Source organism: Spirochaetota bacterium, assembly GCA_034190085.1.
In the GTDB taxonomy this organism is placed as follows: Bacteria; Spirochaetota; UBA4802; order UBA4802; family JAFGDQ01; genus JAXHTS01.
In genome coordinates, this window is record JAXHTS010000082.1 from 1 (window position 1) to 26,945 (window position 26,945).

Sequence of the window (26,945 nt, forward strand, 5' to 3'; positions counted from 1 at the left end):
CTCTTGTTTGCCTAACTGACCGCAATATTGACGACTCACGCCAACTGAATGGTTGCCTTTTTTAGGAATACCGGTGTCATCTACAATCCAGTAATAGTTATTCCCATCTTTCAATGAAGGCGTTGCCCACTGGTAAATTAATGATAATATCGCCTGATCAGACCAATTTGACTTAGCTACGAAATGATGCAAGGATTGATGCTTTGCTTGTACATTATATGGATCATTATGAGCTGCTAGCGGTTCTATACTTTTTCTTTCAATTGACAACATTAGTCCTTTACAATAATCTATAAAACCTGGTGAACGATCTGAATGTCCTAATCCTTTACATAAAAACTCAAGATATTGTTGAAATTCTTCATGTCTTTCCATATTCTTATCCTGCCTTTTAATAGCCGATACTATTATCGGCAAATTTGAAAAATTTATGACACAGTAGGACTAAGAAGTTTACAATAGAAATCAATTCTCATACAATATTGATGAGGAAAGTAGAATAATACCCATTGCTCGTGGAAATTAGCTGTCACTTATTTAGAGGTTATCTAAAGGGATTATTCATTATGAAAATCAGGTTTTATAATATTATTCTTATCCTTTTACTATTACAGATTACGTCTTTAGCTTTATATTCTCAAAGAGCCATCATTACTGAAGAGGACAAGTCAGAGAATGAACAAAATAATACAACGGATGAAATGAGTCCTGATGATATTATCCTCACACCTATCACTGTAAGGGAGGATGCAACCACAAAGAGGAAAGGAAAAGACATTCAAAGCATATCAAGCCATATTATGACAGCACGTGAATTGAAGCAAGCGCCAGCAACCTTAGGGGATTCGTTAAATGCGCTTGCCACCCTTCCCGGGATTACTCGATCAGGAATAGATTTATTTGGCCAGTTAATAATTAGAGGAGCAGATGAGAGATTTAACAATTATTATATTGATGATATACCAATTTTTAATCCACTTCATTATAATAGCCTGCATTCAATAATTAATACCAATCTTATAGGCGAGATCGATATATATGCCTCCGCCTTTCCTGCAGAGTTTGGTTCAGCTACAGCTGCCATTATAAACATCACTACTGTTGATGATGTTCAAAAGTTTGAAGGGTATGGTGATCTAAGCGCATTATCAGCAAACATCCTTCTTCAGGCGCCAATATCGCATAATGAAAATGGTGATCTTGTATTCAATATGCCTTGGTTCATCAGCGCCAAAAACAATACAGAAAATGCTGGATATGTTATTGTATCCGGCAGATTCGGTTACCCCGGACTCGTGACAGCTATAATATCGAGAATCAACGAGGATATACCAAAGATGCTTCCCATATACTGGGATTACCAGGCAAAGTGTAAATACTGTATTAACAGCACAAATTCTATTTCCCTCCTTTTTATAGGTGGCGGCGATTATATGAATATGAAGAAAGACAAGGCCTTTAACGATAAAGAAGATCCCCTTGCTGCGATAATTGACATTAAGATGAATAAAATCTATCACGCACAGGGACTCTATTATACCTACATGCCATCAAAAAAATTTAACAATAAATTTGTAACCTTTAATTCACTAAACTCAAGCTATATCTATAATGATTATCCATTGCCCGGTGTAGCATACTGGGCAAAGGATATACATATAACATCCCGCCCATATATTGTGGGCTTAAAAAATAAGACCAAATTTGAATGGTGGAATGACCACTCTGAAGTGAGAACAGGATTGGAATATAGAATATACTATTTCACTGCACATGGGAAGAGTGTTATTCAGCATGGTGATCAGAACGAGAATAATAGTGCTGACCTGGGAGATCCTGATCATATGCTTGGTTATCAGCTTGATGAAAGAATATTGAATTATGTTATTGGCGGTTATCTTGAAAATAAACTTACCTTTGAAGGCTTTACATTATTGCCCGGTTTACGATCTGAATATCTCAACCGTGCACAGATTATATCAGTGGATCCCAGAATAATGATTGGGTATAAATTCCCTACAGGAACAACCCTCTCTGCTGCTGGAGGGAAGTACAGCTATTTTTTACAAACAAATCCATATATTTTTGATAAAAATCCAGATATTGCCAAAATCGGGAAAAAACTGAAGCCGGAAAAGGCTATCCATCGCGTTATCGGCATTGAGCAAGAAATAGGTCTTTTTACTGTTAAGGTTGAGGGATTTAATAATTATTATTATGACATTGGAAAAGAATATCCACATTTCGAACCTGATGGCACTTTTTTACTTGGCCTTAATTCTGCCAAGATAAGAACAAAGGGTATGGAAATAATGCTCCGAAAGGATAGATGGATTAAACAAGACGGTTTTTTCGGATATATTAGCTACACCTATACTAAATCAAAAGTAAAATCAGGGCTCCCCACACACCCCGGACTCTATAGTATTGAATTAAATGATAGAATTGATGAATATGGCGATCAATGGATTAACTTTGAAAATGAACAGCGGCATTCTGTAAAATTGACAGGGGGTTACGTTTTTGGACAGCATACAATTAGCAGCCGTTTTGAATTATATTCATCCTTTCCTTATACCCCAATAATAGGATCAAAATTTGATGCAGAATATTATAATTATACAGACGGGATACGCTATGTACCGATTTATGGCAAAAAAAATACCAAACATTTCCCTATGCAGCACAGGCTTGATTTACGATATAGCCTTAAAAGACCCAATCCAAGGGGTTATATCAATTTTTATATAGAGATCTTAAATATCTATAATCATAAAGCTATTAACATACAAAGATGGGATTATAGATACCCATATAGCTCGCGTAATCCCAGTAATGTTGGGCCCTCTGATGTTGGACCTGAAACAAGCATGCAAGATATTGCAATAATGCCAAATTTTGGAATAGAGATTAAATTTTGATCTTATATGAAAATTGTAATTATGGCGTTATATATCTATATCTGTTATAAGGGAACCTCTATTAATTAAATTTCTGACAATACCCTTATTCACAAACCCTGTGGAATCAGGTGTTTGCACAGGCTGGCAACAAAAAATTTTTAATTAATAGAGGTTCCCATAAATTAATTACACTTTAATAATTATAATCTACAATCCTCGGGAATGTCCCATTCAATGATGCAAATTAGGTGGCCTCTCCAAGCCCATTATTAGATAATGGGCTAAGTTAAAAATATAATTAAAAGGAGATAACCACCATGGATACCAATAAAAAAGGAGTAATTAAAGATCAAGCAAGTATTATTGATATTGAAGAAGATGTATTAAACAAAGAAGTAGAGGATTCATTATTTTATCAGATAATATCATTAGGGATAAAATCTTATACGGAACTCATAGAAGAGGAGATAACAGAGATATGTGGAAAAAACATATACACATATAATAGGCAGAGAATTTACGAGATGGAGTATGACTGAGACCTCCACAGTATTTGGAGGTAGGAACGTTAAATTATTACATCCTCGAGTGAGGAATATAAAAGATAACAGTGAGAAAGAACTTAAGACGGTCAAGAAATATAAAGATAGTGAGATATTTAGCCAAAGGCAGATTGAACAGATGATTATTGGAGTATCGACACGGAAACACAAGAGATCACTTGAGACGGGTTCATTAGGTCTGAGAACAAATTGTGAATCAAAGAGTTCAGTAAGCAGAGACTTCATAGCTATGACAAAGGCAAAGCTTGAGGCATGGAGGAATGGGCCTATCAAGAAAGAATATCCGATTTTAATGATTGGTGGCATTGTTTTGTAAAAACTACAGTAATAGTAGTATTAGGCATAGATAAAAAAGGTAATAAGGCTGCATTAGGAGCCTGGGAGGGTTCTACTGAGAACAGCAGGGTTTGCACTGATCTTTTACATAATCTTATAGAACGGGGATTTGATTTATCAGTATTAAAATTATCAGTTATTGATGGCGGCAAAGCAATAAGGAATGCGTTGAATGATGTATATTGTAGAAAGTGAGAGGAACTTTAGAAAGATAAATGGCCATAAGTATCTAAACCTTTTACTTCGTAATATTGATACAATTACAAAAGGGAAAAATATTACTAATTTCAATTTAGAGGTTGCATAAAAAAGTTGGGGATGCTATTCAATTTACAACATTGAGTGGGACATTCCCCCTATTTAGAATGAGCACAAATTGTTTCGAAAGGTTAGTTGTGATGATTTTCATAGGAATATATGTATAAAACACACAAAGATCAATCCCGCTCTAGTAATATTATGGGCAACCACTTGCTAGGAAGGTATCATTCCTCGTAACTGCCACACAACTCACATTGCCTTGAGCCAGACCGCCTACCAACACACAATCGGTAAGCGTTACTGGGCCACCTCCACCACTTTTTATAACTGTAATATCCGCGCATTCTACGACACTCTGTGTCACTATTGAATCAGCTCCAACACTGCTCTCCAGACCACGGTTACTTGAGCTTCCATTCTCGGCCAAGATGCTGCACCTTTCGACATCCAACCATGTAGAATCTTCATAAGTGTATATACCCCTAGAGGTGGATCCACCACGTCCGGTAAGGGATCCACCGCGCAGAATCGCCGTTGCGCTACCACTGTTGTAAAGACCATAATTACTGCTACTCTCCTCAGCCAAGGCAGTGACGTTTTCTACATCCAAAGTAGCGCTTTCGTTATTATAAAGGCCGTAAGCGCTTGCCCCACCTTTCCCGGTGAAAGTGCCGCCTTGCAACGTAGCTGTTGAGCTATCACGATTGTGCAGACCGCAGTTTAATAAACTACCATTCTCACTCAGAGCAGTGACGTTTAGAAGCTCGATGTTTGTACCGCTACCTGAAATACATATGGCATAGTTGTATAAGCCGCTTCCCTGCGCCTTTATCGTCACATCTGCAATCTGAGTGAAGTTGGCGCCTACCTCGGTCAATAGGGCTGTGTTGTAGTCTGAAGTGCCGTTGTTCATCACTGTCAAATCCCGCAGGCTTGTGTTTGATGTTAATATTAGCGTGCCCTCGATCGGGGGGTATGCATTTCCACCGACCATGCTTGTTATGATAGTCACTTCCTGGCCAGCCCCCTGGATATGGACATAGGATTTCATTACCACAGTTTCACTATATACACCCGGTGCAATCCATATAAGGTAAGGGTTGTCGGCATCCGCATTACCGATGCTGTCTATCGCAGACTGGACGCTTGTATAGTTGCCTCCTTTTTTGGCAACTACAATCATGTTTTGATATTGAGCCCCTTCATTGCAAATATTTTCAGTATTGTCAACTTCCTCTGGATCTAACGCACCATTGTTATTGTCATCAATACCCGTCTCAATCTGGATGCCGCCATGAGGACATGTGTTCCCTGAAGGTATACTTGAAATGTTAAAAGTCGGATATGGATTAGTGGCTGGATAAAACATTATCCTATCGCTTGAATCTTCTTTACAGGTTGAGTAAGCGCATACCCCAAAACAAACAAATAATACTACAATAAATCTTCTCATTTCAATACCTCCTAATTATAAATATATCCTGTATACTCTCATTATTTCATATTCGATTCAACTTATAATCATCAAATGCCATCAAATAGTTCTCTCTATCTCACATATTATATATGTGTTAATTCCCCCTATATAAATCAATAATAATTTGAATACTCCTTCTAAAATCCGGGTAATTTTTGATAAGCAGCAAGTATTGTATGGTTCTCACTAACACTGGAGGAGAGAACCACCGTTATTAAGTGATTATAAAATCTGTACACTTTATCGAAAATATACTAAAACCTATATTTATAGATTTTATTAAAATTTACTTTATTGTTATATAAATATGATTTATAGTTATAGTATTGAACAATTCGTGAAAATTGATATTCATTTCTCTAAAGCAGAAAAAACCATATTTTTATTCTCCCTTTTGGTTATTCATAAGTAAAGGTTTATACTATTTCTAAAATCATTACTTCATTTATTATCATGCGCATAAAAATAAAATAGGTGAATTATAGATTAGAATCGAAGGTATGGAATGAAAATCGAGAATAAAACTAAAAAGGAACTCCTTATTGAGTTAAAAGAGATAACCCAACGCATAGCCGAATTGGGAGCAATAGAGGCCAAGCGTAATCAAGCTGAGGATGCGCTATCTTTAGCACTAATAGAGCAAAAGAGTATTATGGATGCTATCCCAGATATTATTGTTCTGCTAGACCTTAATGGGTATATTATCAGATGGAATAAAAATGCGGAGAATATCTCTGGGTACTCCAGCAAGGAGCTGAAAAACAAACATGTATCTGAGTTATTTAATGATAATGATAGAACAGATTTTCCCGAAATAATGAAAAAAATATTAGAAGATGACCATATATATGTGCAGGGTCATCTATGCATGAAGGATGGGAGAAATGTGCCCTATCGCTGGAACGCTGCTACTATGAAGGATTCGCAAGGTAATGCGATCAGTATTACGGCTGTGGGAAGAGACATTACTGAGCGGATACAAAGGGAGGAAGCGTTAAATAAAGCAATATTGGAACAAGAGATAATTATGGATGCCATACCAGACATCCTTTGCATACTTGACCTTAAGGGAAATATATTCAAATGGAATAAGAAGCTGGAGGTTATAACTGGCTTAACCAGCAAGGAATTACTGGGGAAGTCGCCACGTGATTTTTTCTCAAACAAAGAGGAGATACTAAATATAGATAAAAAAATTAAAGAGGGCTTTAATAAGGGTTATGCAGGAGTTGAAGTGCATCTCCTTGGAAAGGATGGAATATCTATACCCTACCAATTTGTTGGATCTATTCTGAGGGATATTTATGGCAAAATTATTGGCAGCATCGTTCTGGGTCGAGATATAACCGATCTTAGGGAGGCAGAAGAACGTACCTTGAGTTCTGAATCTAAATTCAGAGCTGTCTTTGAAAACGCCAATGATATGATTCTTCTACTGGATAGATATACAATAATTGATTGTAATCCCAGGATTAAGGCAATGTTTGGTTATGACTATGATTCCATATTGGGGCATAAGCTATATGAGATTGCTCCCTCCAGACAACCAGACAGCCTTTGGTCAAAGGAAAGCGCCTTTGAAAAGATTGAATCCGCTCTTTCAGGAGAACCTCAATTTTTCGAATGGCAGTTAATAAGCAATGATGGGAAAATATTGGATACAGAGATAAACCTAAACAGGGTTGAAATCGATGGGAAGATGTTAATTCAAGCGATTGTCAGAGATATTACAGAACGTAAGCGCGCAGAAAAGATCAATAGAAATCTTGCAAAGTTAAAGGACAGCCTCATTAGCGCGACAATCTTAATTTCCAAGAGATTAGATATTGATACCATTACAAAAGAGACGCTTTCAATGGCAAAGAGACTCACAGGGGCTAGCTCAGCAATTTTTTTGTATTGTGTCGATGAAAAAATAATTAAGTCTATTGAGGATGGCGTTTCAGATGATGACGCGGGAATCATAAAATCTTGGATAATGGAAAATACGATTCATGATATATTCCATTACGAAAGAAAGACAATCAGGACTGCTGATATATTTAAAGGGATAAAAAATGTAAACTTACATAAAAGCATAACTAACATAAGATCATTCCTCGGAACGCCAATTATTTATGGGGATAAAATTTTAGGTAGCATTTCACTTATCAATAAACTCAATTCACATGAATTCTCAATACAGGATCAGGATATTATTGAAACATTGGCAACACATGCTGCCGCTGCCATCAATAATACAAGACAATATGAAGAGACAAAATCCATTAATGTGGAATTGGAAGAGAGAATCAGAGAAAGGACAAAAGAGCTTGAGGAGGCAGTATTGAGTGCAGAAGTTGCCAACAGGGCAAAATCCAATTTTTTGGCGAATATGTCACATGAATTAAGAACACCGTTGAATGCTATCATTGGTTTCTCTGATGTCCTAAAGGAGCAATTTTTCGGAGAACTTAATGAAAAGCAGGCTGAGTATGTGGAGGATATTCTCGAGAGCGGAAGGCACCTTCTTGAATTGATCAATGACATTCTGGATATTTCAAAGGTTGAGTCAGGCAAGATGGAGCTTGAGCTATCTAAGGTCAATATTAAGGAGCTTCTGGAAAACAGCTTAGTAATGATTAAAGAGAAAGCATTGAAACATAATATTAAACTTGATCTAAGGATTACACAACCAGAATTAAATGAACTCGAGATTCTGGTTGATGAACGGAAATTAAAGCAAATTTTATTCAATCTTTTATCAAATTCATCAAAATTTACTCCTGATGGCGGATCTATTTTATTAGAGACTCATCGAAAGTGGAGGGAGTTGATCATTAGTGTAACTGATACAGGAATAGGTATACCTCCTGAATATCATAAAAAGATATTTCATGAATTTCATCAAATTAGAGATGAATTACATGACAAAACACCTGGCACAGGACTCGGCCTTTCAATATGCAAGCGTTTTGTAGAGATGCACGGAGGGAAGATATGGGTGGAAAGCGAAGGAGAAGGTAAAGGCAGCAAGTTTATTTTCCAGCTCCCTATAAAATATGAGGATGAAATATCTTTATTCAGAATAATAAACTTTGAGACAGTATTGAATCATCTAAAAAGGATTATAAGTTTAAGTAAAAGGTATGAAAGAACATTTACTCTATGCCGTTTGCATGCTGATGGTAAGGATTTTGGGGAAGAAGTCTTGCAGATAATGGATGTAATTGGAAAGGAAAAGAGAGACTATGATTTTATTGGAATAGATAATGAGGGAGATATCAATCTAATTCTTCAAGAGATCAATATACAAAAGGCTAAATCAGCCTGTATTCGCTTTAAAAGGAAGCTTGAGAAGGCTATAGATGGCCTCACTGTATCCTTTTCCCTGGCTGCTTTCCCAGAGGATGGAGAAGAGCCAGAGAGGTTATTGAAGAAAGTCTCCTTATCTCAAGAGGAAAGACCAGCTACGATTGGATAATTATAAATTTGAAATGAATAATAATAAGGTTATACTAATAGTTGAGGATGAGCAAAAAAATCTAAAGTTGCTTCGAGACCTGCTTCAGGTTTCAGGATATGCTACACTTGAAGCAACAAATGGTCAAAAGGGTATTGAGTTGGCAAGGGATGAAATGCCAGACCTTATTCTAATGGATATTCAGTTACCTATATTGGATGGAATTAAAGCAATTGAGATACTTAAGATTGACAAAACGACTCAGAATATTCCCATAATAGTGCTATCCGCATTTGCAATGGATAAGGATAAGGATCGGATAGCTAAGGCTGGTTCTGATGGGTATCTCACTAAGCCTATTGATATACGTGAATTACTTCAAATAGTAAAGAAATATATTTCAGAATAAACAGGGGAAGTGATGGATCATAAACCCAAAATATTAGTAGTCGATGATGAGGATAGAAATCTCCGCCTTATGGAAGCCTTGTTGATACCGATTGGTTATGATGTTATATTAGCCAATGATGGTGAGGAGGCTCTTGGAAAGGTGAAAGAGGATCAACCTGATGTGATATTGCTTGATATTATGATGCCAAATATGGATGGCTATGAGGTAGCCAGACGCTTAAAAAGGGATGAGACAACAAGAATTATACCTATTGTAATGGTTTCAGCCTTAAAGGATATGGAAGATCGAGTAAAGGCTTTAGAAGCCGGCGCTGATGACTATTTTACTAAACCTGTAGATAAGCTTGAATTGAGGGCCAGAGTGGAGTCCATTCTCAAAGTGAAGGAATATAATGATTACATGCTTGAATATCAGAAAAGATTAGAGGCAGAGGTTGCAAAGAGGACTTCACAGCTATATCAATCCATCGAAAAGCTAAAATCTGCCTCACTAGATACGATCTACCGACTCTCAAGAGCAGCTGAATATAAAGATGAGGACACGGGCACTCATATACTGCGTATGAGCAGTTATTCATCATTGATTGCTCACAAAATGAATATGGATGATGAATTAACCGAGGCTATTATCTACGCAGCACAGATGCATGATTTGGGAAAGATCGGTGTTCCAGATAGAATACTCTTAAAGGAAAGTAATCTAACACCTACAGAGTGGGATATCATGAAACAGCATACTATCATTGGAGGGCAGATATTAGAGGGCTCTGATTCTGAGATTATTCAGCTGGCCGAGGTTATTGCACGCACACATCATGAGAAATGGGATGGGAGTGGGTATCCCTTAGGTCTAAGGGGTGAAGAGATACCCATTGCCGGAAGGATAACTGCTATCGCTGATGTATTCGACGCGATGATTAGTAATAGGCCCTATAAAGCTCCAATCCCAATAGACACCGTTTATGAAATTATATATAAAAATCGTGGCAATCATTTTGATCCTGAAGTTGTGGATGTCTTTATGTCAATAAAGGAAGAGATTTTTTCAATTAAAGAAAAATACACAGATGATAGCATTCCACCAATTCTAAATATTTCAATTGAAGAGGATTGATATCACTATATAGACAGTTAGTTGCTGTATGAAATATTATACATTTGTTACTATGCTTATTGAGTGTGAATATTGGATTATGGATTTTCTATCCATCTGAAAATTGTAGTCTGAATTAAACGTAATCTAATGAGTATAATACCCTATTGAACATTACATACTTTAATTTGTAGAAATTTTGCTTGCTATTTTCCTCACAAATAATAGATGATAAACAATTTAACGATAATAATGTTTATCACTACTATGCTGGATAAAATATCAACTTGGTTTATCTAATTGAATTATCTATTGGTTAATGCTAGCTGCTATATGTAAGTATAATATGAGTAGATATGTAGAGAACAAAGGTGTCACCCCTTTCAGTCCTTAAATGATCTACTGAAATTGGCGATAGGGAAGTGTTGGGGAATATGAGATCAAAAGCAACTAACATTCTTCAAGTAATTGTTCTAATAACAGGTATTATTTATATATTGATAGGAATTGTTTTTTTTATTTCACCATTATTATTTGGAAGGATCTTTGCAATCAACATAACTGAAGATTGGTTTAATGGAATAAAATACGACACCTTTGTGGCTCCTCTATACTTTATGGCGAGAGGCTTTGCAGCAATGCTTTTTTCTATTGGTTTATCAATGATTTTACCGCTCTTTGATCCTTTAAGATATAGAGGATTGATATATTATACTAGCATTGTTTTCCCTATATTATCATCTTGCTTATTATTAATTAATGGGATACGATTTAGCCATGGGGTTGTAACTCTTTTTGGTATAATTTTTTTAATAATATTAATATTTACAATTATTGGTTTGGTTATAACAAATAAAAGTGCAAAGTCAGTGGTTGAATAGTCCTAAGGCAACAGAAATTCAAAATACCTATCAATCATAATTTGAATGGTAGTATAAAAAAATATGAAATTCTCTTCTACAAAATCACATTTTTCTCATAAACCTGCTTCCTGTCTGATATTGTTAAGTTGTTCTATACATGCTATGTACTCCGATCCTTGGATACCCATTTGATAACTTATCCCCATAACTAATGGGTAATTATTTAGTCTTTCACCTTAATAAGGGGAATTGATTGAAATATTTTATTTTTATTAACATGTTACCTGATTTCATACTGCCCGATAGTGAGAAGCGAGACAGATTTGATAATCACACAATTAAAGGAGCATACCAATGGAATTAAAGATGAAAAGGGTGGGAAATGTGCTTGTTATCTATCTTTCAGGTAGATTAGACATTCATCTTTCTGTAAATGTTGAAGAAGAGATAAACAGAATTATTGATGAAGAACAAAATTCTCACTTGCTCCTAAATTTATCAAATGTAGAATATATGAGTTCTTCAGGAATACGTATCCTTGTCTCTACCATGAGAAAATTACAGGCGAATATGAGGAAGATGAAGATATGTAATATGAACAACGATGTTAAGAAAATTTTTGATATTGTTGAATTAATTGATATTTTTGAAATCTTTGATACTGAAACAGAGGCACTTGAATCCTTTATCTATAGCTGATAATGATTCCATATATAATTCAAAGGGATTGTGAAAATGGATAATACTGACGGGAAATTTACTATTAATTTATTCGATTTAGATTACATTGATAGCAAAAAAATTGAGATATACAGTAAGGAATTTGCCTTAGGAATAAAAAATTACATGCTCTACCAAAAATTTTCAAATTTCAGATGGCCCCTCTGGATAAATGATTCCCTAAATAAGACTTCAAAATCTCTCAGTCCAAATCAACCAATTTTATTATTAAATTCAACTAATAGAAATTGTATTTCATTGTCAAATCTACATTCAACAGGGAAAACAAAAATTGATCCTACTGGGATGATTTCCCCATCTTATGACAATTGGTCAATTGAGTTCTGGATTTCAAGGGGTAGATTTCTCTTCAGGGCCCAAGACAGGATGAAACATGTAACACAGTATAGGGACAGCAAAACATTTATTATTGTTACGAACTGGGAGGAAAGGGATTTCGAATTAATTGAGCACGTCTTTTGCGCTATAAATGATAGTGATGATGTGATTATTGAGCTAGATTGTAAATATAATAGGAAGGAAGCTGCTAGCTTGTTAGTTGTTATCAGGCCCTATAATTCGCTTTTCCTTGGTGGAATTGAATCAGTAAATTATATAAGTGAAACAAAAAGAATGAGAATAAATGATATTGATAGAGTATTGATTGATCAAGAGCCCGATTTCCTATTAAGCAGCATTGGAATTAAGGGGGATATTGATATTACTTCAACTAGGGATAATATAGATAAGGAAAAATGTAGATTCGGTATGGCAACTTTAGCTCTGGGTTATAACCTTCATAATGGAGCGAATGAGCTAAAAATGAGATTAAGCCAATCAAAAGAAAACGAGACAGCTGATGGGAAGATTAATTTTAAAAATCTGAAAAAAAATTATATACAATATACAAATTTTTGGATGAAAAATGGTTTTTATCTGAAATTTCCTGAAAAATGTTTAGAGGATTGGTTTTTTACTTCAAAGATGTCAGTTATCAATTCCTATGATATGGATCTATCAAATGCAACAATATGTTCAAATTTTAACATGAAATCAATATATTACTTCACATCTGCCCTAAACAGAATGGGATATCTATCAGAATCCTCCAAAACTATTGATTCTATACTAAACGATTTTATACTAACTGATAAAGCGGACTTCTTGGAGTTTATTGGTGGTTGTTATCTCATAAGTTCAATTTCTGATTATTTTATTCATTCTAGAAATATAGATTATCTTAAGACGAAATACAAAATCATCAAGAATATTGCCCTTGAACTCTATAGCAGATCCTTCAACCTTTGGGGCAAGGATAAGGGATTAAATGAGGAGAGAAATTCCATTGAAAATTATTTTTTACATGAGAGCCATATCTATGATATGATTATAGTATCATTTTCACTCAATCAATTTTCCTATCTGTCGAGGTGTCTTGGAATTTTTGGAGATGAGATAAAATTCAATAAGGAATCAACCAGGCTTGAGGAATTGATCTTAGATGATCTCAGATATTATTTTGAGAAGGAGTTGGATGATAACAAGTTAAAAAGAGATGATAATGAATTTTTCTGTTATAGGGTATTTGCCGGGCTACCATTCACAGTCAATTCATTAAAGATTGAGGATTTGAAGGTTGTCATTGATAGGATTTTGGAAAATTTTAAGGATACACCAATATATTTTAAATCTATAGGTGGAAGTAATCTATTATTCACAATAATTGTCGGATTGAATCTGCTGTTAATAAAGGATTCGAGGGTGTATGATATTGTTACAACTCTGATAGAATTAGGAAAAGAAAGCTATGCATTACCCCAGTTCATCAATCCTAAAACAGGTCTCTGCATATCAGGAGAAGGGGATTCAATAGAAGTGTTGTCTGCTTTTTTTCTTTTACTGAGGTCAATTCTCTTTATTGATTTTCAAGATAGGCTTGAGTTATTACCTGTACCAAAAGCGGATTGGTTCTCCAAAGGCAAAGAAATAATAATAGAGAAAGCCCCATCAAGATTTGGTTACATCAATATCAATATTATATCAACAAAAGATGATATTCAGTTTCGTTTTAATGAAGCGCCTAAATTTCTCCCTCCAAATATAATGATTAACCTCCCTTTTGGAGTCAGGATTGAACAAGGAGAAGATTTTCTAGTCAAAAAAGTAATTGGCAATTCATATCTGATCAATGGTTGGCCAACAATTATCAAATTTTATAAAAAATAGAAAATAGCACAAACCATCTTAAATCATACAGGGATATGCATTATCCTTTGTGTGAACATATCTGCACATAGTTCTCATAGAGTGTCAGATAATACTACATACTAATATTGAGAATTTATATCTTTGCAACTGAATAGGAGAATATTGGTTCATAAACGATGGTGATAGCATGTTGACAGTATTATTATTAATAGTGATAATAATAATTGGAATTCTAATATACTACTTTTTATACATTGCCCCTAAAATTGAACCGAAGAACAGAGCTGAAAGCTTCATTAAACAGAACATGTTCGAGGAGGCGATTTTAGAATATAAAAAAATATTGGATTTGGAGCCATCTAATTATTACATTCACTTCAAAATAGCTGAACTCTATAAAAGATTAGGGAAAAATGACGAGGTTGTGTCACATCTGAAGGAGGTTATAAGCATAGATAAATATGACACTGAGGTGGATAGGATTGATGTTAAAAAGAGATTAGCCAAGGCATATTATATTCAGGGGAATATTGGGGATGCCTTCCAGACCTATTTGGATGTTTTGAGCATTTACCCTGATGATGTTGATGCTGTTTATCATGTGTCTTTCATCACCCTTGGGCAGGAGGAATTTGGAATCGCAAAAAGATATTTTGACAGACTCTTAAAGTTAAGAAAGGATGATTTTGAGATTTATTTTGGTGCTGGTATAAGCAGCTATCAAAACAATAAAATTGATGACGCTGTTAATTATTTCCAAGAGGCGGTTTCAATCAGGCCACAATCTGATATCGCCAATCTTGCAATCGGCATCGCTCTTTTAGGTAAGGAGAATTATAGAGAAGCCATCTCCTATCTAAAAAAGCTTGCGGATAGAGTAACACACGTGGATGTACAGTATATTTCAAAGAGACTTTTAGCCTTTACGCTAATTCTTGCGAATAAGGTAGATGAAGGAGAAAAGATATTTGAAGAGCTATTGGAATTTGCGAGGAGTAATAACATGCAGGATAATGTGTTACTAACTCTATATGATCTAGGATTCACATGTTTAAAGTTAGAAAAACCCAAGCATGCTCAAAAATACTGGAATGAGTTATATCAATTGGATAGAGATTATGACAATATTGAGGTTTTATTAGAAAATATTAAGAGGGATAATGAGGCATCTTCAGATTTTGATGATGGTTTCGAGATGACTGCTCACGATTATATTGAGGATTGGGAGGCAAATGCCTTCCCCAGTAACTTTTTATGGGACATATGTGGTTTGAAGAGCGACAAGAAGTTTGATATAAAGAATGTTCTTGTGAAGACAAAGATTACTGATGCTGAGAATGGCGAAAAGAGGATTGCTTCAGATTCAGTCAATGATTCGAATGATCGAATTGAAAAGTTTTTAGCTATCGATACAGAAAGCTTTCGGATAACATCAAATAGAGTTATATCTAAAATGGGATATAAGGTTGATGAGATATTGCAGACTTATAGAGAATCCGACGGAGTTGATTTTATCGCTTATTCCGAGGAAAATAAGAAAAAGGTTCTTATATGGGTGAGGAGATGGGGTGAGGCGAAGGTGGGTGAGATTACCCTTAGAAATTTTGCCCAGGGAATAAATGATGCTAAGGTTGAAATTGGATTATTTATTTCAACAGCAATGCTGACCGAACCTGCAGAACGCAGCCTAAAAAAACTCAATAAGGTGGTTGTTATTTATCCTGATGAGCTTAATGATCTTCTGCGAGGACTGATCTAACTCATGGTCTTTTTTAAAAAGGATGACGTCCAAAGAATAATGATAAAAAAAATAGATCAGGGTGATGATTTTTTTAGATTGAGCAAAAATAGTATTGTAACGCTGAAGAGATCTATAGATAACTTCGGACTACTGGATCCTCCAATATTATTACGCAGGGATGACAGGTATGTAATTGTCTTTGGTCACAATAGGATAAAGGTTTTAGTGGAGTTGGATTATGAATACATTGATTCACTTGTGTTAGATTGTATACCCGACCGCTTATTTCTTGAATATATTCTGTTAAAGAGTCTCAGAGGGGAGATCGGTCCTATTGGCAGGATAAAGGCTATTAATATTTTAAAAAACTATTTCGGATTGAATAATGAAATACTCTCTACTGTGAGCAAATACCTTAACATCCCAGATGAGCTTATTCGAAGAGATGAGTTATATGAAAATATAGTTAATCTGCCAGTAATTTTACAAGATTACCTTGATATAAAAGAGATCGGCTATAAAGCAATAAAAAATATATTTTACATACCCTCTGAGGGCATCTCCCTTCTTATAGACTGGATTATCGTCACTAACATGCGCATCAATATTTTCAAGAATATTGTTGATTATATTATTGATATTTACAAGAGGGATGGGAATCTCAATTCTTTGAGGGACATTGATGTGAGCACAATACAAGATAGACGGGAAAAGGAGAATCATCTTTTTGATAGAATATTTAGGGTGAGGTATCCCGAATATTCAGGTTTGAGAGAGAGGGCTGAAGGTATTGTAAAGAGATTCAAGGGTATGGGTGTTCAGATAAGCTATCCCAAGTACTTTGAAGGAGAAACGATTAAGCTAACCTTCAACATTAGCAATAGAGAGGATATTGAATCCATTATGGATAGGTTTAAGAAAATCGATATGAAGGCTATTGCGGAGCTTAGGGAATTATTATAGAGTTCAACTTAGGAGAAGAATCTGCTCATATCATTTAAAACCATTTTAATGGTCTCATCAATAGAAAGCTTTGATTTATAACCAGCTGCATTTTTATGCCCCCCGCCACCATTGGCCATGGCAATCTCCGCAACATCATAATCGCCTTTAGTCCTCATGCTAACCTTTACTGGACCTTCGATATCCTGTTTAACCAGAATGCTCGCTACTATACCCTCGATCGTTAAGGGAAGATTTATATTGATCTCCCCCTCAGAAAACGGAGCGCCGGTTTGGATTAACATTTCAGGGGTTAATTTCATAAGTATAAGTTTTCTGTCAAAATGGATCTCCATGGCTGCAAGCATTTTTGCTCTGAGTTCAAAGCTGGCCAGAGAATTGTTTTCGTAAATCTCTTCATATATCTTAAAGGGGTATGCTCCAAGTCTTACAAGATGGGAAGCGATCTCATAGGTTTCAGGGGATGTCTTGGGATACCTGAAGGAGCCTGTATCAGAAAGGATTCCAGCGAACAGGGCTTGAGCCGATTTGAAACTCGGTTCAAGGTTATAGTGAATAATGATATCATAGACAATCTCACAGGCTGAAGACGCTTCAGCCTTGATAAAATTTTCCTCAAACATATCCTGACCACCCTCATGATGATCAATTATAAAAACATCTGTAATCCTATCCCTTAAAATCTTATATGCAGAGCCTATATTATCAAAGCTATTTGTATCTAAAACAATCACAGCGTATTTGTTTAAGTCCTCTAGATGCGTTAACTCATCATTTAAAATTTTTATCTCATTATCCATGTCAAGAAAGTGATACTTATTGGGGGTTGGATCTGAGTTTAATATCAGTGAGGTCTTTCCAAGGTGATTCAATAGTTCATGAAATGCAATCTCAGCTCCTATGCCATCACCATCAGGACTCTCATGGGTTGAGATTATAAATCTATCGTGCTCGGTTAGAAATTTATCCAGATTTTTAATACCAAGAACCATTGAATCAAGCCTTTCCAATTTCTGTATTCTTTTTTAATAAGGGGAATCCCATCTCTTCTCTAATCTCAAGGTACTGTTTAGCGCATAATCTTGCTAACTTACGTACCCTTGCAATATATCCAACCCTCTCAGTCACTGAGATTGCTCCACGAGCATCGAGCATGTTGAAGACATGTGAACATTTTAACACATAATCATATGCTGGCAACACAATTCTGACATCAGGATTTTCAAGAATAGCCATACACTCCATTTCATAGATGTCAAACAGCTTAAAATGTTTATCTATATCAGCTATATTAAAATTATAATGAGAGAATTCGAACTCATCCCTTAGATGAATCTCTCCATAGGATATGTCCTTACTCCAATTCATATCATAGACACTATCCAATCCCTGAATATACATACATATCCGTTCAAGGCCATAGGTCAATTCTACGGATATTGGATCCAACTCAAAACTCCCGCACTGTTGAAAGTATGTAAATTGAGTTATTTCCATTCCATCTAGCCAGACCTCCCAACCAAGTCCAGAAGCGCCCAGAGTCGGAGAATCCCAGTCATCTTCAACAAATCTTACATCATGCTCTTCTAACTTAATCCCTAAATAACCTAGGGAATCCAGGTAAAGTTCCTGAATATTTAGAGGTGAAGGTTTCATAATAACTTGAAACTGATAGTAATGTTGAAGTCTTATGGGATTATCACCATATCTTCCGTCAGCAGGTCTCCTAGATGGCTCAACATAAGCGATATTCCATGGTTCTGGCCCAAGAACTCGTAAAAAGGTCGCAGGGTTGAAGGTCCCGGCACCCACCTCTAAATCGTATCCCTGGAAAATAGTACAACCCTTACTGGACCAATACTCGCTAAGTTTCGAAATGATATCCTGAAAATACACGGTCTATTACCCTAGAAACAATTATGTATTATAATATGCAATCAAGTATATCTACACTGAATAATATACCTGCTATGTTACTTTGTCAACCCCCCTCCCTTGATATGGCATAAAACCTGATCAACACCTAAGACTTATGATAAATGATTTGATAAAAGCCCATTTAATATGGAGATCAGATGGAAGGATAAATCGTTTATTGATTATTAACTTCGAAATTCCTTCATTGAGGATTTCATATTCATAGGAATGAGGAGACACGTAAATGAGAAGTATAATTAAGTCAAGTAATTATTGAAATTATCATCTATGGTTGTTGCTTGATGATAAACTCTATATGGAGTAGAGTTAATTATATTTATATTCCCGGAAGCAAGGCGTCTTAAAAATTTATGAAATGGTAATCACGAAAAATAAATTTCAAATTCAGGAGAATGATTGAAATTAACAATCAAACTGCATTAAGCCTTAAGCCTATTAAACTCAATCATTGATTTTTATACTGTATATTGTTCATTGTAGGAATTTAATAAAATACCATGTAGCATCTTAAAATCTTCACTATTATTTATATTGAAATATTCCAAAACATCCTTTTCAATAACCTCAAACCTATATTTATTATCTTCAATCTCTGTAAAAACCTTTGCCAAATATACAATATAGATCAACTCCCTATACTTTTCATATGCTATATGTGGCCTATTATGAAATTCTATGGTCTTTACAAATGCTTCATTAAACTTCCATTTTTTACATATAAGGCTGCCTAGGGTACTATGACTAATGCCAATAGTAATCTCTTCAATAAGTGTTGAGTCCTCAAATTTCTTTATTCCAGCAATCTCTTTGATTTTATTTGTCTTTTCAGGTTCGATTGCGAGAAGAACGATTTTCCCAATATCAGATAGAAGAGCTGATAGATATGCAAATTGACTCAGCCCAGTCTTTTTTACATGCATTGCTATTTTCTGAGCATAAAAGGCAGCCCTATATGAGTTATCCCATATGGCTTTAAACCTGCTATACCTTGAATCCATTATCTTTTGAACACCGCTTGCTATTAACAGGGTGTTTATCCCCTTTAAACCAATTATCTTTACTGCTTGTTCAATCGTCTCAACTTTATTTAGAACAATGTATCCGGCCGAATTAGCAAGCTTTAATATTGAAGTTGTTAGCCCTGGGTCTCTTTTAATGCTTTCGGATATCTCTTTTATGGTTGATTTCGGATTAGAGCATAACCTTTGGATCTCCAATATGTTTTCAGGAAGAGAAGGTATTTTTTCAACTTCTTTTAATATTTCATCAGCAATTTTTGAATTAAACTCAGACCGATTTAACTTTTGTGGAATAATTAACTGAGCAACAGTTCGCCTTTTATCCGTTGTAATATTGAATGATTCAGGAGAAAAACCTGCATTTTTCAATAACATTACCGCTATTATAAGTCCTAATCCTGCTCCCTCGGAGTCGTCAAGGACATCACCAAAGGATTCCGAAACATCATTATAGAGGTAGCCCTTTTTAATCCTGGCTTCTATCTTTGTTAATTCCTCTTCAATAATTGGGGTATTGTTAATAATTTCAATCCTCAATTTTTCAGGAGAATTTTTAAATAAAACTTGGACATATAGGTTTGACATTTTCATTTCTTCCAAGATCTCGCTCTTCTCTTCATAAACCTCTTTCTTAAATGTCTCCATGCCGCTGCGATAGTCATCTTTCTTTGTTATATCCAGTTTTTTTTTGCTGAAATACATTCTCTTTGTGTTAGCCTTCACTCCATTGGTTATCACTTCTCTGAGTACTGTAATCAATACATCCTTCATATATAATATATCATGTTTTTCCAGATATCGGTGTAGTATCCTTATGAGAAGGGCCTCAGCATCAGGAGTGAACAGGGAGAATTTTATATAAAAATTTTCTCCTTTCATTATTGATTTTTTATAATCAGGGGGATTGATAGTTAGAATGGAATTTTTTATTTCTCCCACTCTCATACTCCTTTAATATAATAATATATGCCAAAATCTAAACTATATGTAATATTGATTCAACCTTCATAAGTAGTCAAGCCATTCATAGTTTTTCTTAAAAGCTCCCTCAAAAAGAGTTCCAACAGCGAAGTATACTTGATCCTCACCATAATCATTAAATCCACGGCAATAACCAACATATCCCGTTAAATCTATATAATATCCAAGAGTAATCCTCGTATGAAGCTCAATTCCAGCGCTTGATTTGAATTCTTCAATACGTGTTTTCTTGTCCCATACATTTCCATACTCAAAGAAAGGGCTTAACCAGAAATCCCTCAACATTATTGGAAAAGTGGCATATCCGAGGTCAATTTGAAGTATTGGGAATCGGTATTCAATTGTTCCTGTCGCAATTCTATTGCCATAGACGAGTCCAGCGGAATATCCTCTTAACCCGAATTCATCCTCATCAGTTGACACACTTCCCTTTTCCCCTTTTTCAAATCTTCCGAGATTATATGGCTCCCAACCCTCCGGATTATTGAAGGATGCGCCTCCCCTAATGCGAAGCATTAAGACATTGTTCCTTGCTATTCCTGGAAGGTACTCAGCATACTCGCCCCTAACCTTATAGAAAGAGTAATCCGAGGCTATTCTTTTACTATAAATATCGGAAATTAAGAAAAGGGCTCTGCCATTTTCTTGGCTGATTGAATAAGAATACATATCAGTATTTCTAAAATAGTAAACACCTCGAATCCTTGCTAAAATATTAGTCCACCTCATAGGATCATGCCCAATAATACGATAAGAATCAGTATAGGCCTTCTGGTAAATATAAGAAAATGAAAAAGAATGATATGTATGATAATATTTGAAAGGGATAAATATTTTTACAATGCCTGATTTCTCAATAGTCCTTTTGATGGCATAAGGATTTTTATCCTTCCATGGGAATTCATCATCACCATAGAAAAGGGTTTCATTCTCATATTCAAAGATAATATTGGGGTAAAACCTTGAAAGCATGTATAGTATATTTATATCCACCCTATTCTCATGTGTATAAGCATAACAATTAATAGTATAGGAATGCTGGAAAAGTGTATCAGTGCCTAGGGTATAGAACCCCAAAACCCATTGATACTCATCATTATATATCTCTTCCGATGCAATGATCGGTATCCAGAATGGCGGGAATATGCTATTCCATAGACTATAGCTGTTTCTGTGAAACCTTTTATCTGATTGAGGGATATCCCTCCCGCGCTCAAAAAAGTTGATGGGCGTATTTACTATATCAATTTCCTCCTTTAAAGGCTCGTTATTAGGATACTTCATTAAAGCAATATTGAAACCATTTTTATTATATGAGGTAAAGGCTATTCTATTCCCATCCAGTGAGATGTCTGGCGAAAAGGCGCCACCCAATAAGTTGGTTAATTGTGTAATAGTGCCCTCTTGAATGTTAATTTCATAGAGATTATAGACGCCGCTTCTATCTGAAGAGAATAGAATTTTCCTCCCATCAGGATGCCATGAGGGAGTGATATCATTAAACATATCATCTGTTAACCTGAACATTTCATTATTTTCAATATTCAGAAGCATTAGATCAGTGTATCCTCTTCTGTCTTTAATAGAAAAAATAATCTTCTTTCCATCGGGAGAAAATCTTGTAAATCCAAGCTGGATATCGCTGTTGCTGATTATCCTTTTAAATTCATTGAACCTTATATCAGAGATAGCAAGTGAGTATCTATCCTTTTCCGTTAACACACATACAACTTTAGAATCCAATGATGAAACATCTATGTAACTACCTCGAAGTCGGCTGGTTAGCCTCTTGTAGCCCTTTTTGTATTTAAATGCCTCGTTGTATATTGAAAAAGATCTGTAATATTCTGCATCAGAGAGATATATCCCTTCATCAGTTGATATGGCTATACTATTGGGATAGTTTACCGCACAGAGTTCTTTGGTTTCTCGCTTCTCCATGGAATATTTCATTAGCGCTGGTTTGTTATAATTTGTATATCGAATAAAATATAAGGCATCCCCATTTATGCTAAATCTTGGAAGAGATGTGCCATATCCGCTCTCTGTTATCAGATTATAATCTGTTAGTCCCTTTTCCCTTATGATTGATATTTGATTTTTATACTTAATATTGATAAATTCAATCCATTCATCCCAGAGTGTGACAAATGATTCCCCTAATACATTCTCAGCATTTGTATCGATAAAGGGTATAACATATGGGAAGGTATTGTCATAAAAGGGTATAATATTATATGAGTTTTCAACAAATACATCAGCAATACTACCCCTTCCATATTTTTTTTCTAAAAATTCGATAAAGAGACCTCCATATAGGTAAGGCACCCTACCCATAGGCCATTCTCTGGGAAAGGCTGACGCCTCGGTAATGGATTTTAGATTATCATAGAGTATTTCTGTTCTCATTACCATGTCAGTATAGATGCTGTTATTCCTCCCATAGTTTGAAATTATTGATTCATGATAAACCGCATTACCCTCAATTAACCAGATGGGGAGAAAAGCGTTGGGGAAACAGACCCTCCCAAGGGTGTATCTGGATAGGGATGGTATTCCATTTATTGTGTCAAGATTTAGGATATGCGTATACTCATGCGTAAATATAAGCTCCATCCAGTCATTAAAGTGATTCAGAAGGCTGTCAAGCTTTGGCCTAGTAATATAAATTTGAATCCTGTTGAATGGGAAGGGTGTTGCAAATCCATTAGCCATATCCCTATTATCCACTAAGATTACATCAGTTCTTAAAAATGGCTTCCACTTTATCTCATTTTGCAGCCTATAGTGAATCTTTTCAGCTAATGTTGCTAACCTCTCCGCCTCATCCTCTAATCCTTGGTGATAATGAATCCAGAAGTACGCTGTTTTAATAGAACTCCATTTCAGTTCCGGATCAAACATAATGGCTGGTGAAAGAGCATAGGGAATAACCAAAAGCATTAATATATATATGAATCTTGTTTTAATTCTCATAATTACGATAAAGGGCTAATTTAAGTAAGCATTATTAAACACTAAAAAGCAATAATTCTCAAGGCATTTTCTTCATAAACCTTCCCCTGAGAAATAGCTCCTTAGGACATTCAAAGATATCGGATGTAATAGGATTAGTATATTGACATTTTCAAGATCGAAAACAATATATAATAAAATCACTAATCAGTCAAATAAGATTATTGTATCTGTTACTTAGAGCAAAATCCATAGAATTATAAACACTTAAAAGTAAGGATTCACAAGAAATTCCCTTCTTCCTCTCTACTGAAATAGACTCTAAGTAACAGATATTTTGAGGTATTTCTGATGATGGATTAACACATTATACAATTGAAAAATTAGATTTTAGGCTAATGATATGTGTCTTATTTGGAAGCGAACGGTTCTGTTTCCTTGTTTGGAGAGGCTTCAACACGCCTAAGAATTATATCAACTTTCTTTGTGGGCAACCACATTACTCTTCCTGTACTGACATCGTAGATTGCACCAACCACTTGGACTTTTTGAGCCTTAACAAGGTTACGTACTGCCGGACTTTTCATAAAAAGGTCTTCAATACCCTGCCATATATTTTCCTCAATGGCATACTTAATGATTGTATCTCCATGAACATTTTTATGCCTCTTCATCGCCCTTTTGACCGCTGGAATAATATTATCCACTAGTGGAGGTATATTACGTTCGAGAGCATGACCCCTGCCCTGCACCGCATGAGTTACTGCAGTTACTGCACCGCATTGTGTATGCCCTAACATGACAAACACGGGTGTGTGTACATGCGCTAACCCATACTCAATTGAGCCTATTTCATCAGTATCGCAAACATTACCCGCTACCCTGATTACAAAAATATCCATAACACCAGCATCAAAGATTAACTCTACAGGAACACGCGAGTCTGAACAGGTAATGATAGTTGCGTAGGCGTACTTTCCCTGATTTTCCCTTCCTGCCAGCTTTATACGGGAGGCATCAGCATGAGGATAGGTCGCTTTCCCGTTGTAAAAGCGTTTATTGCCTTTCTTGAGCATGATCAAAGCTTCTTTGGGGCTGGGTTTCTTTACATGCTGTTCCCTAGCTTGCACTTCCATCGTAGCTTGGGCAATTAAGACATGACAAAAGAGGAACATTAATAATTTGGTAACTTTTCTCATAAGATTATCCTTTGTATTAGTAGTAATTATAATATTTATAATAGACATCGGTTCCGCACACAACAAAGCATTATATCGTTAATCCGTTCTATTGAACCGAGTGTAAACAAGTGAGATGATTACTATGCAAAAGAAGCATATAATGCAAAAGCACGATAACCTTGCTGTCCACTTCAATAAATCATTAGTACATCATCAATCTCTTCCTTATCCAATTAAAACATCGCCTAATATCTAATCCTGCTTTGATTATGATAAGATCCTAATCTATTATTACTACATAGCAAATAGGAATCACTATAATAAAAGCCTGCGATATCCCTAAAATAGAATATAAACACCTCCTTAATATAAGTTATGTAAATATTAAATAGAGTAAATCAAAAGAGTAAAATAATAAATGCATGAATTGTCACTTATAAAATAAATAACCAACTTTGAAGGTTCATCTCAACAGCATCAGGAATCCTTATTCAAATGAGATACTCCTTCATATGCGGTCTGTAGCCTCCTCTAAGCTGGACATATAAACACATATAAAGCTATCTTCTCGATCTCAAAGAACTGTTTCAGGCCTCATGATGAGAAATTTTTCCCCTTTCTAACAAGATCATCCGAGACTATCTCTATTAAAATTAGCTGTAGCTTAGGTGATTGTGACTCTTTCCAGACTTTGCGCAACGAAATGAATCATTTGAGGATATGATTACCACAAGTCCTTCCAATATCAGTCATGAGAAACGATAATGCTCACAAATTTGATGAAAGTAATGGCAACAAGGCTTGAGTAAACGATCATCTTGACCGGATTTCACAATATGTATAAGCCACGCTTCTCAATAAATCCCCTTCCATCATAATGATATATTGAAAGCTCGGATTTTGACACTTTCTAAATGACTGTTATATCATCAAACGGTCAACTATTTATTTGTTCTGTGAATATAAGTGCAAATAATGTAATCAATTGTTATTAAAAAATCTCAACCAGTTTTTATCGGCCTTTTTGATATTACCTGGAATGTCCCTACCCCATTTTTCATGTGCTGATTTGCTACAATTCAGGTAAAGTCTTCCGTTTACTATCTTCCACACTTTAGGATTGGTTTGTGCTTTCCGTGCTTCTGTCATTGCCCAAGCACAATAACCGTCATATTGCGGCGCGTATTTATCCGGACTCTTCGCAAACAAATTTCTATTCTCCTTATTTAAGAAATACCAAATCATACCATGCCATTGAATGGAAAATGACTCTTCACCTTGTAGAGCCTTGCCATACTTGAAATATGCGACTGTATCATACCCTTTTATAGCAAGGGGATACAAATGTGACTTTCCTACAGCTATGTTACATAATGAACTTGGAGATAAAAATAAAACAAGTAAGAGACTCAGAATAATCATATTGTTTGCTTTCTGTGATTTCATTTTTGTATATCTCCCTATTGCAGTGTTCGGTTCATGCAGCATTTTTATCCTCAAAGAGTTTAAATTGATAATCTGGCAGGAGTACCTTCCACAGACTAAATCTAATCCTTTCATCTAGCATAAGTATTCCAACCTTGAAAAACCTCACTAAATCCATATCCCTATCTATATAGCATTTTCACTCCGATCAAGAATTTTTCTAATCTTTAAGTTTTGTTTGACCATTTAAAGAATATTTTAATTCTCCACCTAGTCCTACAAATCTCGCCTATGTCCCTCACTGTACGTTCAAATTATTGTTTATTACATTTCAGGCAACTTTGCCATTATTCTGGATAATCCATAACGTCTCTTGCCTTCCCCAATCTTACCTTCAATGGCTACTCGTTCTCTTAGATCCTGTTTTTCCTACTTTAGGTTATCATTCGATTTGACCGCTTTAGG

Annotated in this window: 20 protein-coding genes and 1 pseudogene; 12 read left to right on the forward strand and 9 right to left on the reverse strand. The window is 35.4% G+C overall.

What is annotated here, in order from left to right; genetic code table 11:
* The coding region (locus SVZ03_16945) for a transposase (GenBank protein ID MDY6935892.1) at positions 1-375 on the reverse strand (375 nt) is incomplete at its 3' end.
* A gap of 191 nt (positions 376-566) precedes the next feature.
* Here SVZ03_16945 and SVZ03_16950 point away from each other — a divergent pair.
* The 4 genes from SVZ03_16950 to SVZ03_16965 all read left to right on the forward strand — a co-directional run bounded on the left by SVZ03_16950 (position 567) and on the right by SVZ03_16965 (position 3,997).
* Positions 567-2,921: a TonB-dependent receptor plug domain-containing protein gene (locus tag SVZ03_16950; protein MDY6935893.1), complete on the forward strand. Its 2,355-nt coding sequence runs from the start codon at positions 567-569 to the stop codon at positions 2,919-2,921.
* 299 nt (positions 2,922-3,220) lie between these two features.
* The gene (locus tag SVZ03_16955; protein MDY6935894.1) at positions 3,221-3,442 is read left to right on the forward strand and encodes a hypothetical protein; all 222 of its coding nucleotides are present in this window, start codon (positions 3,221-3,223) and stop codon (positions 3,440-3,442) included.
* Positions 3,435-3,782: a hypothetical protein gene (locus SVZ03_16960; GenBank protein ID MDY6935895.1), complete on the forward strand. Its 348-nt coding sequence runs from the start codon at positions 3,435-3,437 to the stop codon at positions 3,780-3,782. Before SVZ03_16955 ends, SVZ03_16960 begins: the two co-directional genes overlap by 8 nt.
* Complete coding sequence (locus SVZ03_16965; protein MDY6935896.1) at positions 3,719-3,997, forward strand: transposase; 279 nt, start codon at positions 3,719-3,721, stop codon at positions 3,995-3,997. Before SVZ03_16960 ends, SVZ03_16965 begins: the two co-directional genes overlap by 64 nt.
* A gap of 262 nt (positions 3,998-4,259) precedes the next feature.
* Here SVZ03_16965 and SVZ03_16970 read toward each other — a convergent pair whose 3' ends face one another.
* Positions 4,260-5,516, reverse strand: coding sequence for a pectinesterase family protein (locus SVZ03_16970; GenBank protein ID MDY6935897.1), 1,257 nt, complete (start codon positions 5,514-5,516; stop codon positions 4,260-4,262).
* A 529-nt stretch (positions 5,517-6,045) separates the two neighbouring features.
* Here SVZ03_16970 and SVZ03_16975 point away from each other — a divergent pair.
* From SVZ03_16975 to SVZ03_17010, 8 genes are all read left to right on the forward strand, one after another.
* Positions 6,046-9,003 carry a PAS domain S-box protein gene (locus tag SVZ03_16975; GenBank protein ID MDY6935898.1) on the forward strand — a complete coding sequence of 986 codons (2,958 nt, stop codon included), beginning with the start codon at positions 6,046-6,048 and terminating at the stop codon, positions 9,001-9,003.
* 13 nt (positions 9,004-9,016) lie between these two features.
* Positions 9,017-9,391, forward strand: a complete 375-nt coding sequence (locus tag SVZ03_16980) for a response regulator (protein ID MDY6935899.1) — start codon at positions 9,017-9,019, stop codon at positions 9,389-9,391.
* A gap of 12 nt (positions 9,392-9,403) precedes the next feature.
* On the forward strand, positions 9,404-10,507 hold the full coding sequence (locus tag SVZ03_16985) for a response regulator (GenBank protein ID MDY6935900.1): 1,104 nt from the start codon (positions 9,404-9,406) through the stop codon (positions 10,505-10,507).
* Between the two features lie 413 nt (positions 10,508-10,920).
* Positions 10,921-11,367, forward strand: a complete 447-nt coding sequence (locus tag SVZ03_16990) for a hypothetical protein (GenBank protein ID MDY6935901.1) — start codon at positions 10,921-10,923, stop codon at positions 11,365-11,367.
* Positions 11,368-11,703: 336 nt separating this feature from the next.
* Positions 11,704-12,048 carry an STAS domain-containing protein gene (locus tag SVZ03_16995; GenBank protein ID MDY6935902.1) on the forward strand — a complete coding sequence of 115 codons (345 nt, stop codon included), beginning with the start codon at positions 11,704-11,706 and terminating at the stop codon, positions 12,046-12,048.
* Positions 12,049-12,084: 36 nt separating this feature from the next.
* Positions 12,085-14,295, forward strand: a complete 2,211-nt coding sequence (locus tag SVZ03_17000; GenBank protein MDY6935903.1) for a hypothetical protein — start codon at positions 12,085-12,087, stop codon at positions 14,293-14,295.
* A gap of 169 nt (positions 14,296-14,464) precedes the next feature.
* Positions 14,465-16,036: a tetratricopeptide repeat protein gene (locus SVZ03_17005; GenBank protein MDY6935904.1), complete on the forward strand. Its 1,572-nt coding sequence runs from the start codon at positions 14,465-14,467 to the stop codon at positions 16,034-16,036.
* Between the two features lie 39 nt (positions 16,037-16,075).
* A complete protein-coding gene (locus SVZ03_17010) occupies positions 16,076-16,981 on the forward strand; it encodes a ParB N-terminal domain-containing protein (protein MDY6935905.1) in 906 nt (301 codons plus the stop codon).
* A gap of 8 nt (positions 16,982-16,989) precedes the next feature.
* Here the strand turns inward: SVZ03_17010 and SVZ03_17015 are convergent, their stop codons facing one another.
* From SVZ03_17015 to SVZ03_17045, 7 genes and pseudogenes are all read right to left on the reverse strand, one after another.
* Positions 16,990-17,991 carry a bifunctional oligoribonuclease/PAP phosphatase NrnA gene (locus SVZ03_17015; GenBank protein ID MDY6935906.1) on the reverse strand — a complete coding sequence of 334 codons (1,002 nt, stop codon included), beginning with the start codon at positions 17,989-17,991 and terminating at the stop codon, positions 16,990-16,992.
* Entirely contained in the window at positions 17,978-18,877 is a 900-nt protein-coding gene (locus SVZ03_17020; GenBank protein ID MDY6935907.1) for a glycine--tRNA ligase subunit alpha, read from the reverse strand. Before SVZ03_17020 ends, SVZ03_17015 begins: the two co-directional genes overlap by 14 nt.
* A 497-nt stretch (positions 18,878-19,374) precedes the next feature.
* On the reverse strand, positions 19,375-20,877 hold the full coding sequence (locus SVZ03_17025) for an HDOD domain-containing protein (GenBank protein MDY6935908.1): 1,503 nt from the start codon (positions 20,875-20,877) through the stop codon (positions 19,375-19,377).
* A gap of 66 nt (positions 20,878-20,943) precedes the next feature.
* Positions 20,944-23,862 carry a BamA/TamA family outer membrane protein gene (locus SVZ03_17030; GenBank protein ID MDY6935909.1) on the reverse strand — a complete coding sequence of 973 codons (2,919 nt, stop codon included), beginning with the start codon at positions 23,860-23,862 and terminating at the stop codon, positions 20,944-20,946.
* 422 nt (positions 23,863-24,284) lie between these two features.
* A complete protein-coding gene (locus tag SVZ03_17035) occupies positions 24,285-25,010 on the reverse strand; it encodes a carbonic anhydrase (GenBank protein MDY6935910.1) in 726 nt (241 codons plus the stop codon).
* Between the two features lie 1,026 nt (positions 25,011-26,036).
* Positions 26,037-26,501 (reverse strand): YHS domain-containing (seleno)protein, encoded by a 465-nt coding sequence (locus SVZ03_17040; protein ID MDY6935911.1) that lies wholly within the window; start codon positions 26,499-26,501, stop codon positions 26,037-26,039.
* A 306-nt stretch (positions 26,502-26,807) separates the two neighbouring features.
* Positions 26,808-26,906: pseudogene (locus SVZ03_17045) on the reverse strand (hypothetical protein).
* Positions 26,907-26,945 lie beyond the last annotated feature (39 nt).